At 71.2% G+C, this 9332-nt stretch carries 10 protein-coding genes; 4 read left to right on the top strand and 6 right to left on the bottom strand.

Features of this window, described 5'->3' with window-relative positions:
- Window positions 1-181: 181 nt before the first annotated feature.
- From ACIBTU_RS38825 to ACIBTU_RS38815, 3 genes are all read right to left on the bottom strand, one after another.
- Window positions 182-2056: a glycosyl hydrolase family 18 protein gene (locus tag ACIBTU_RS38825; RefSeq protein ID WP_399131496.1), complete on the bottom strand. Its 1875-nt coding sequence runs from the start codon at window positions 2054-2056 to the stop codon at window positions 182-184.
- Between the two features lie 204 nt (window positions 2057-2260).
- Window positions 2261-2905, bottom strand: coding sequence for a response regulator (locus ACIBTU_RS38820; protein WP_399131499.1), 645 nt, complete (start codon window positions 2903-2905; stop codon window positions 2261-2263).
- Window positions 2906-2928: 23 nt separating this feature from the next.
- Entirely contained in the window at window positions 2929-4119 is a 1191-nt protein-coding gene (locus ACIBTU_RS38815) for a sensor histidine kinase (RefSeq protein ID WP_399131495.1), read from the bottom strand.
- Between the two features lie 170 nt (window positions 4120-4289).
- Here ACIBTU_RS38815 and ACIBTU_RS38810 point away from each other — a divergent pair, with 170 nt between their 5' ends.
- Entirely contained in the window at window positions 4290-4847 is a 558-nt protein-coding gene (locus ACIBTU_RS38810) for a hypothetical protein (RefSeq protein ID WP_399131493.1), read from the top strand.
- Here ACIBTU_RS38810 and ACIBTU_RS38805 read toward each other — a convergent pair.
- The 3 genes from ACIBTU_RS38805 to ACIBTU_RS38795 are packed head-to-tail and all read right to left on the bottom strand — an operon-like array spanning window position 4844 to window position 6973.
- Complete coding sequence (locus ACIBTU_RS38805; RefSeq protein WP_399131492.1) at window positions 4844-5416, bottom strand: cob(I)yrinic acid a,c-diamide adenosyltransferase; 573 nt, start codon at window positions 5414-5416, stop codon at window positions 4844-4846. The genes ACIBTU_RS38810 and ACIBTU_RS38805 overlap by 4 nt on opposite strands.
- 13 nt (window positions 5417-5429) lie before the next feature.
- Entirely contained in the window at window positions 5430-6185 is a 756-nt protein-coding gene (locus tag ACIBTU_RS38800) for an ABC transporter permease (RefSeq protein ID WP_399131498.1), read from the bottom strand.
- A gap of 5 nt (window positions 6186-6190) precedes the next feature.
- Window positions 6191-6973, bottom strand: coding sequence for an ABC transporter ATP-binding protein (locus ACIBTU_RS38795; RefSeq protein WP_399131491.1), 783 nt, complete (start codon window positions 6971-6973; stop codon window positions 6191-6193).
- 82 nt (window positions 6974-7055) lie between these two features.
- On the opposite strand from ACIBTU_RS38795, the gene ACIBTU_RS38790 reads away from it, so the two are divergent.
- The 3 genes from ACIBTU_RS38790 (at window position 7056) to ACIBTU_RS38780 (ending at window position 9226) form a co-directional block, all read left to right on the top strand.
- A complete protein-coding gene (locus ACIBTU_RS38790) occupies window positions 7056-7694 on the top strand; it encodes a TetR/AcrR family transcriptional regulator (RefSeq protein ID WP_399131490.1) in 639 nt (212 codons plus the stop codon).
- A gap of 191 nt (window positions 7695-7885) precedes the next feature.
- Window positions 7886-8737, top strand: a complete 852-nt coding sequence (locus tag ACIBTU_RS38785; RefSeq protein WP_399131489.1) for a 3-hydroxyacyl-CoA dehydrogenase family protein — start codon at window positions 7886-7888, stop codon at window positions 8735-8737.
- 165 nt (window positions 8738-8902) lie between these two features.
- A complete protein-coding gene (locus ACIBTU_RS38780) occupies window positions 8903-9226 on the top strand; it encodes an STAS domain-containing protein (RefSeq protein ID WP_188336839.1) in 324 nt (107 codons plus the stop codon).
- Window positions 9227-9332 lie beyond the last annotated feature (106 nt).

The following is a 9332-nucleotide window of genomic DNA, read 5'->3' as shown; positions in this document are numbered from 1 at the left end:
CCCCCCCCCCCCCCCCCCCCCCCCCCCCCCCCCCCCCCCCCCCCCCCCCCCCCCCCCCCCCCCCCCCCCCCCCCCCCCCCCCCCCCACCGGCCGGTGGTCCCGCATCGGCATGAAGAAGCCGAGCTGGTGGGGGGCGTTCCCACCGGCTCGGCTTCGGCTTTTTTGCGCGGTGCCCGAGGGCTAGTTCAGGCCGGAGGCGACCGCCGAGACCAGTTCACCGTTGGACGTGTCTCCCGAGAACTCCCAGAAGAACGCTCCGCGCAGGCCCTGCGACTTGGCCCAGCTCATCTTCGAGCCGATCGTCGCGGGCGTGTCGTAGGACCACCAGTCGGAACCGCAGAAGGCGTACGCCGTCCCGGCCACCGTGCCGTTCGAGGGGCACTTGGTCTTGAGGACCTTGTAGTCCTCGATGCCCTGCTCGTACGTGCCGGCCGCGGGACCCGTCGCCGTGCCGCCCGGCTCCTTCTGCGTGACGCCGGTCCAGCCGCGCCCGTAGAAGCCGATGCCGAGCAGGAGCTTGGACGCCGGGACGCCCTGGGCCTTGAGCTTGGCGATGGCGTCCGCGGAGGTGAAGCCCTGCTGCGGGATGCCGGAGTACGAGGTGAGCGGGGAGTGCGGGGCGGTCGGGCCCTTGGCCTCCCAGGCGCCGAAGAAGTCGTAGGTCATGACGTTGTACCAGTCGAGGGACTGGCCGGCGCCCGCGTAGTCGGCCTTGTCGATCTTGCCGCCGGAGGAGCCGTCGGCGGTGATCGCGGCGGTGACGAGGTTGCTCGCGCCGAACTTGGAGCGCAGCGCCGAGGTCAGCTTCTTCAGCGCGTCCGGGCCCGAGGTGTCACAGGTCAGACCGCAGGCGTTCGGGTACTCCCAGTCGATGTCGATGCCGTCGAAGACATCGGCCCAGCGCGGGTCCTCGACCAGGTTGTAGCAGGACTCGGCGAACGCGGCCGGGTTCTTCGCGGCCTCGCCGAAGCCGCCGGACCAGGTCCAGCCGCCGAAGGACCAGAGGATCTTCAGGTTCGGGTGCTTGGCCTTGAGCTGGCGCAGCTGGTTGAAGGCGCCGCGCAGCGGCTGGTCCCAGGTGTCGGCCGCGCCGGAGACGGAGTTGGCGGCGGTGTACGCCATGTCCGTGTCGGCGTAGGCGTCGCCCATGGTGCACTTGCCGCCCTGGACGTTGCCGAAGGCGTAGTTGATGTGCGTGACCTTGGCGGCCGAGCCGGAGGTCTCCAGGTTCTTCGGGTAGTACTGGCGGCCGTAGACACCCCAGTCGGTGAAGTAGCCCATCTTGACGGCGTCACCGGTGCCGGGGCCCGGGTCGGTGCCGCCTCCGCCGGTGGTGTGCACCTTGACGGCGCCGGAGACCGGGCCGGTCTGGTCGGCGGTGTCGCGGGCCTGGACCGTGTACGAGTAGTCGGTGCCGGCGGTGAGGCCGGAGTCCGTGTACGTGGTCCCGGTGACGGTCGCGACCTTGGCGCCGCCGCGCAGGACGTCGTAGTTCTTGACGCCCTTGTCGTCGGTGGCGGCGGACCAGGAGAGCTTCACCGAGGTGTCGGTGACGCCGGAGGCGGTCGGGGTGCCGGGGGCGGTGGGGGCCGTGTCGCCGGGGACGTCGCCGCCGTCGCAGGAGCCGCCGTTGAGCTTGCAGCCGGTGGGGGCGCCGGAGCCGCTGCCGTTGAACCCGAAGGAGACCGAGGCGCCGGGGGCGAGCGTCCCGTTCCAGGAGAGGTTCTTCGCGGTCCAGTGGTCGGCGGAGTTGGTGACGGTGGCGTCCCAGGCCGAGGTGACCTTGGTGCCGGAGGGGTAGTCCCATTCGACGGTCCAGGAACTCACCGTCGTGGAGCCGGAGTTCCGAATCGTCCACTTGCCTTCGAAGCCGCTGCCCCAGTCCTGGGTCTTGGCGAAGGTGGCGGTGACGGCGGAGGCCTCGGCGGCGGCGTGGGAGGGGGTGGCGAGGCCGACGAGGGCCGCGGCGGGGAGGACGAGGGTGGCCAGCGCGGCGGTGGTTCTGTGCCGCAGTCGCTGCCGGGGGACGTGTCTGGGTACGTCGGTCGAGCGCATCGCATGCTCCTCGGGTGTTCCGGGGTTCGTGATGGGGGTGGAACCCTGCGACGCCCATGAGCACCGGGGGTGGGGGAACGCGCCCTGCCGTGCTCACCGCAGTGCCGCGAGAATAGAAAGGTCTGGACCAGCGGTCAAGGTCTAAACCAATTACGGATTCCGGCCAACCTGCCCGGATGGGCCGTCCGTTGACCCCGAACCGGCCTACAGCCCCAACTCCTGCGCCAGCACCGCCGCCTGGACCCGGCTGCGCAGGCCGAGTTTGCCGAGGAGTCGGCTGACGTGGGTCTTCACCGTCGCCTCCGCCATGTCGAGCCGCGCCGCGAGCTCCGCGTTCGACAGGCCCTCGCCCAGACAGGACAGGACCTCCCGCTCGCGCCGGGTGAGGTCGGCCAACTCCGGGGGAGCGGCGGGCCGTTCGGCCGCTGTTCCGGCCGCCGCGAACTCGGCGATCAGCCGGCGCGTCACCGCCGGCGCGATCAGTCCCTCCCCGCGGGCCACCGTCCGCACCGCCTCGATCAGGTCCTTCGCCTCGGTGTTCTTCAGCAGGAACCCGGCCGCGCCCGCGCGCAGCGCCCCGAACACGTAGGCGTCGAGGTCGAAGGTGGTCAGCACCAGTACGTCCGCGAGGCCCTCGGCGACGACCGCGCGGGTGGCCGAAACCCCGTCCAGGCGCGGCATCTGCACGTCCATCAGGACCAGATCCGGCCGCAGTTCCCGCGCCAGCGCCACCGCCCGCTCCCCGTCCTCGGCCTCGCCGACGACCTCGATGTCGGGTGCGCTGTTCAGGATGAGGACGAGTCCGGCCCGTACGGCGGACTGGTCCTCGGCGACGAGTACGCGGGTCACGCGGGTCACGCGGGTCACGCGGGTCACGCGGGGTCTCCTTCGAGGGGTGCGGGGCGGGTCAGGGGCAGCTCCGCGCGGACCCGCCAGATCTTTCCGGCGGGGGAGTCCTCGGGGCCCGCCGCGAAGCTGCCGTCGAGCAGCGCGGCACGCTCGCGCATGCCGACGAGTCCCGCCCCGGAACCGGGTGCGCGCGGCCCGTCCCGGTCTCCGAACGGGCTGGTGACCCGTACCTCGACGCGCTCGCCGGTGCGGTCGACCTCGACCGTGACGGGGCCGGGGGAGGCGTGCTTGAGGGCGTTGGTGAGGGACTCCTGGACGATGCGGTACGCGGCGAGTTCGACCGGGGCCGGCAGGCCGTCCACGGAGCCGGTCACCGTGGACTCGGCGTCCAGGCCGTTGGCGCGGGCCTGTTCGACGAGCGCGGCCAGGCCGTCCAGGGTGGGCGCGGCGACCGGCTCGCTGTCGCCGCCCGCGTCCCGCAGGATGCCGATGAGGCGGCGCATCTCGGCCAGTCCGTCCACGCTGTTCTCCCGGATCGTCTCCAGGGCGCCGCGCGTGGTCGCCGCGTCGTCGATGGACAGCGCGGCCGTCGAGTGGATCGCGATGGCCGACAGATGGTTCGCCACCATGTCGTGCAGCTCGCGGGCCATCCGGGCGCGTTCGGCCGTGACCGCCTGCGTCCGGTCCAGCTCGGCGAGCAGCGCGGTCTGCTCCGCGCGCAGCCGCTCGTCGGCGGCCCGGTCCCGGTGGCCGCGCACCAGCAGACCGGTGGCCGCGGGCCCGAACGCGACCAGCCCGGTCGCGACCCCGACCAGGACCGCCTCCGGCTGCCGCCACCAGGCCAGAAAGCCCAGTGTCGCCCCGACCGTCAGCAGACCCGTCACCACCGGGAGACGGCGCGCCATGGCCGGAGGCCCGTACAGGGCGCCCGCGTACATCAGGTCCGTGAACATCAGCACCGTCGCCAGGCTGCCCCGCGTGAACTGGTCGGCGATCAGCGCGACCGTCCCCAGGAGCACGGCGGTCCGCGGCCGCGTCCGGCGCAGCAGCTCCAGAGCCGACACCGCGATGAGCGGCACCAGCAGCCACGCGCCGTCGAGCACCCGCCCGGGGTTCATGGCGAGCCCGAGCCCCCACAGCACGAGCCCGCCGAGCAGCCCGCCGACCGCGATCCGTACGTCGTCGCGGTGCGGGCGGGGGAGCGCGAGAGACATGTCCCCATCCAACACGCACCGGGCGGCCCGGGCATGGTGCCGCGGGACGAAGCCGGGCGCGCCCCGGCTACATCGAAGGATGCAGTCGCGATTCGTCACCGGCGACGACGAAAGCGCCGCACCCGGCACGGAACCTGGAAGGGAGCCTGCACCGGAAAGGGGCATCCACCGTGGTCGCCGTACTGATCGTCATCTGCGAGGTCGCCTTCTGGGTGCTGCTCGCCGCCGGTCTCGCCCTGCGCTACTGGGCCAAGATGCCGCGCGCGAGCGTCGCCGTCCTGCTGTGCGAACCGCTGCTCGAAGTGGCGCTCTTCGTCGTCACCGTGATCGACCTGAAGAACGGCGCCCAGCCCGACTGGAAGCACGGCCTGGCCGCCGCGTACATCGGCTACTCGATCGCGCTCGGCCACCACACGATCCAGTGGGTGGACGTCCGCGTCGCCCACCGCTTCGCCGGCGGCCCGCCGCCGAGCACCCCGAAGTACGGGAGGGCGCGGGCCGTCCACGAGTGGAAGATCGCCGGGCTGTGGACGCTGGCCTCGCTCATCGCGATGGGCCTGCTCCAGGGCGCCGTCTGGTACGTCGGCGGCGACGGCGACGTGAGCTCGCTGCGGGCCTGGCAGCAGAAGATGCTCGTCGTCATCGCCCTCAACGTGATCATCGCGGGCAGTTACACCCTGTTCCCGAAGAGGGCTCCGGAGCGTTCCACGTCGGTGACCAAGGGCTAGCGCTCGCCGCCCGGCACCCACAGCACGTCCCCGACCTCCTGGTTCGCCGTGCGGGCGAGGATGAACAGGAGGTCGGAGAGGCGGTTGAGGTAGGTGGCGGTCAGCGGGTTCATCGTCTCGCCGTGCACCTCCATCGCCGCCCAGGTGGACCGCTCGGCCCGGCGCACGACGGTGCAGGCCTGGTGGAGCAGGGCCGCGCCCGCGGTGCCGCCGGGCAGGATGAACGAGCGGAGCTTCTCCAGCCGCTCGTTGAAGCGGTCGCAGTCCGCCTCCAGCTTGTCCACGTAGAACTGCTCGACCCGCAGCGGCGGGTACTCCGGGTTCTCCACGACCGGCGTCGACAGGTCGGCGCCCACGTCGAACAGGTCGTTCTGCACGCGCGTCAGCACCGTGACGACCTCCTCGTCGAGCCCGCCGAGGGCGATCGCGGTGCCGATCACGGCATTGGCCTCGTTGGCGTCCGCGTACGCCGAGATCCGCAGATCGGTCTTCGCGGTGCGGCTCATGTCGCCGAGGGCGGTCGTGCCCTGGTCGCCGGTCCGGGTGTAGATGCGCGTCAGATTGACCATGCCGCCAGGGTAGTTATGCTCCGGCCCGCCGGAAGACACGTGTGCCCACCGTCACGGCGAGTCCGGCGCATCCGAGCGCGACCAGCGTCCCGTACAGCATGTGCGCCGTCGCGTACGAGCCCACGTACGCGTCCCGCATCGCGTCCACGAGATAGCGCAGCGGCATCACGTGCGACAGGACGTCCAGCCAGCCCGGCGCGAGCGCCATCGGCAGCATCAGCCCGGACAGCAGCATCGACGGCATGCTCACCGCGTTGACGACCGGCCCGAACTCCTGCGGCGTACGGACCCGCAGCGCGAGCGCGTACGACAGCGAGGCCAGCGACACCACCACGAGCGCCACGAAGCCGAAGCCGATCAGGATGCCGGCGAGCGGGGCGCGCAGGCCGAGCGCCAGCGCGGTCAGGACGAGCAGCACGCCCTGGAAGACGAACAGGGCCGTGTCCCGCAGCACCCGGCCGAGCAGCAGCGCGAGCCGGCTGACCGGGGTGACGCGCAGCCGCTCCACGACGCCGTGGTTGTTCTCCAGGATGATCGCGAATCCGCAGAACGAGGCGCCGAACAGGCCGAGCTGGAGCAGCAGCCCGGGGACCAGGACCTGCCAGGAGCTGCCGCTGGAGCCGAGCGGCAGGCCGGTGAGCAGGGGGCCGAAGAACAGCAGGTAGAGCAGCGGCATGAGGATGCCGAAGAGCATCTGGAAGCGGGAGGAGAGGGTCTGCCGGGCGTACCGGCCGAAGATCAGCGCCGTGTCGGAGATCAGGGTCCGCATCGTGCTCACACCGCCACCGGGGTCGGGTCGACGGGCGCGGGTCCGCGTCCCGTGATGGCCAGGAACGTGTCCTGGAGCGAGGCGCCGGCCGAGCCGCCGTACGCGCGCTTGAGCTCGTCCGGCGTGCCCTCCGCCGCCACGACACCCCGGTCCACGACCACGATCCGGTCCGCGAGGACGTCCGCCTCGTCGAGGTAGTGGGTGGTCAGGAACACCGTCGTGCCGTGCGTGTCGCGCAGCCGGCGCACCAGGTCCCACAGGTCGGCGCGGCTGCCCGGGTCGAGGCCGGTCGTCGGCTCGTCGAGGAAGAGGACCGCGGGGCGGTGCGTGAGCCCCATCGCGAGGTCGAGGCGCCTGCGCTGCCCGCCGGAGAGCGCGCCGGTCCGGCGGTCCATCAGAGCGTCGAGTCCGAGGTCGGCGGCCAGCTCCTCCGCCCGGGCCGCCGCCTGAGCCTTCGTCAGCCGGTACAGGCGGCCCTGGGTGACCAGCTCCTCGCGCACCGAGATCGTCGGGTCGACGCCGCCGGACTGGGCCACGTATCCCACCGCGCGGCGCACGCCCGCCGGGTCGGTCACGAGGTCGCGGCCCGCGACGGTGGCGGCGCCCCCGGTCGGCGCGAGCAGCGTGGTGAGCATGCGCAGGGTGGTCGTCTTGCCCGCCCCGTTCGGCCCGAGGAAGCCGAGGATCTCGCCGGCCGGGACCCGTAGGTCGATGCCCCGGACCGCTTCCACGGGGCCCTGTCTGGTCATGAAGGTCCGGGCGAGCCCGGACGTGCTGATGACTGCCATGGCCGCAAGAAAAACAGAGTCACTTAAATTTTGCAATGTCCCCAAAATTTCAGGGACGCCAGGAACGGGCTAGGCTCGGGACATGGCAGAAGGGCTCAGGGAGCGGAAGAAGCGCCAGACCAGGCAGTACATCTCGGACGTCGCGACCGGGCTGTTCCTGGAGCGCGGCTTCGACGCGGTGACCATCGCGGAGATCGCGGACGCCGCGGACGTCTCCGTGAACACGGTCTACAACTACTTCCCGGCCAAGGAGGACCTGTTCCTCGACCGCAGCGCCGGCGTCGTGGACCGGATGTCGCGCTGGGTGCGCGGCCGCGACGTCGGGGAGTCCGCGGCCCGGGCCGTCCTGCGCGAACTGCGCGACGAGGTCGAGGCGGTGTCGCCGCGCGTGGGCCTGATGGACGGTTACTCCCGTTTCATGCGCGTCCTGCACGACGCACCGACCCTGCGCTCCCGCATGTGGCGGCTCTCCCAGGAGGTCCTGGAGAACATCGAGGAGACCCTGCGCGAGGAGATCGGCGCCGACCCGCTCGACCCGCGCCCGACCCTCGTCGCCGGCCAGATCAACTGGGTGCACCAGACGGTCATGGGCGAGATCGGCCGCCGCATGATGGCGGGCGGCCGGCCCGAGGAGGTCTCCCGCGAGATGCTCGACGTCCTCGACGACATCGAGGCCCTGTTGAGCGACAAGGTGCTCAACTACGCCGTGCGCGGCGCGTGATGGGCGCCGGGTCCCGCCGATGCGCCGTACCGGTGTGATGTCCGTCATTCGAGACGTGACGCGCATCTCTTAGCGGTCACACGGCCCCTCACGGGCGCTAAGGTCCGCAAAAGAGCAATGTGAACAGTGGTTAAGCGGTATGCGCCGACGCGGTCGGCGGTACGGCGCTTTCGCGGTTAGGGGAGTCGCACGTGGCAGGGAAGCTCGCCGTCATCGGAGCCGGTCTCATGGGATCCGGCATCGCCCAGGTATCGGCCCAGGCGGGCTGGGACGTCGTCCTGCGCGACGTCACCGACGAAGCCCTCGCGCGGGGCACCGGCGGCATCAAGGCGTCGTACGACAAGTTCGTGAGCAAGGGCAAACTCAGCGCCGAGGACGCCGAGGCGGCGCTCGGGCGCATCACCACGACGACGGATCTGGACGCCGTCGCCGACGCGGACATCGTCGTCGAGGCCGTCTTCGAGAAGCTCGCGGTCAAGCACGACATCTTCCGCGCCCTCGACAAGATCGTGCGCGACGACGCCGTGCTCGCGTCCAACACCTCCGCCATCCCGATCACCAAGATCGCGGCGGTCACCGAGCACCCGGAGCGCGTCGTCGGCGCGCACTTCTTCTCGCCCGTCCCGATGATGCAGCTGTGCGAGCTGGTGCGCGGCTACAAGACGAGTGACGAAACGCTCGCGAAGACCCGGGAGTTCGCCGAGTCCGTCGGCAAGACCTGCATCGTCGTCAACCGCGACGTGGCCGGTTTCGTGACGACCCGTCTCATCTCCGCCCTCGTCGTCGAGGCCGCGAAGCTGTACGAATCGGGCGTCGCCACCGCCGAGGACATCGACATCGCCTGCAAGCTCGGCTTCGGGCACGCGATGGGCCCGCTCGCCACCGCCGACCTCACGGGCGTCGACATCCTGCTGCACGCCACCGAGAACATCTACACGGAGTCCCAGGACGAGAAGTTCGCGCCGCCGGAGCTGATGCGCCGGATGGTGGACGCGGGTGACATCGGCCGCAAGAGCGGGCAGGGCTTCTACAAGCACGGCTGAACGCACGATCGAACGCGGGCCTGACGCGAAGTCACCCCTCGGGGTGATTTCGGTATCGGTTCGCTTACGGACGGCAACTTCTGGTGCCTCGCGCCAGTCAGTTGCAGTGACATACCCAGATCACCTGGATCACACGGACACCTCTCGTACTCAGGGGGAGCGCATATGCACATCAGGGGCGACCACGCCGAGCTGGTCGTCGGGGGGCGCCTCGACGTCCGCAGCGCGGCGGACGCCCGTACGGTCCTGCACACCGCCGTCGACGACGGCATCGGTGATCTGGTGCTCGACCTGTCCGGACTGGACTCGTGGGACGCGACCGGTCTGGGCGTCATCATGGGCGCCCACCGGCGCGCCGGCCGCTGCGGCCGACGCCTCGTGCTGAGGGGCGTACCGGCGCAGATGCAGCGCCTGCTGGTCGCGACGCGACTGCACCGGATCCTGGCCATCGAGGGCGGGATCGGCGTGGAGTCGCTGCCGCGCGTCTGAACTCCGGACGGCGAAAAAGCGCCCAGGGCCCCGGGGCCCACGGATGAATCGTTCATTCCAGTGGGAAGCGCGCACAATCCTCACGAGACCGTGATGTCTCGGGCGG

This window comes from Streptomyces sp. NPDC050145, from assembly GCF_044460245.1.
Taxonomy (GTDB): domain Bacteria; phylum Actinomycetota; class Actinomycetes; order Streptomycetales; family Streptomycetaceae; genus Streptomyces.
The sequence above is the reverse complement of the archived record's forward strand: the minus strand, read 5'-3'. Positions and strand labels throughout refer to the sequence as shown.

What these genes read in the sequence shown, in the direction of transcription:
- ACIBTU_RS38825 (WP_399131496.1), bottom strand. Translation starts at nt 2,056, where the DNA reads ATGCGCTCGACCGACGTACCCAGACACGTCCCCCGGCAGCGACTGCGG.
- ACIBTU_RS38815 (WP_399131495.1), bottom strand. Translation starts at nt 4,119, where the DNA reads ATGTCTCTCGCGCTCCCCCGCCCGCACCGCGACGACGTACGGATCGCG.
- ACIBTU_RS38805 (WP_399131492.1), bottom strand. Translation starts at nt 5,416, where the DNA reads ATGGTCAATCTGACGCGCATCTACACCCGGACCGGCGACCAGGGCACG.
- ACIBTU_RS38800 (WP_399131498.1), bottom strand. Translation starts at nt 6,185, where the DNA reads ATGCGGACCCTGATCTCCGACACGGCGCTGATCTTCGGCCGGTACGCC.
- ACIBTU_RS38795 (WP_399131491.1), bottom strand. Translation starts at nt 6,973, where the DNA reads ATGGCAGTCATCAGCACGTCCGGGCTCGCCCGGACCTTCATGACCAGA.
- ACIBTU_RS38790 (WP_399131490.1), top strand. Translation starts at nt 7,056, where the DNA reads ATGGCAGAAGGGCTCAGGGAGCGGAAGAAGCGCCAGACCAGGCAGTAC.
- ACIBTU_RS38780 (WP_188336839.1), top strand. Translation starts at nt 8,903, where the DNA reads ATGCACATCAGGGGCGACCACGCCGAGCTGGTCGTCGGGGGGCGCCTC.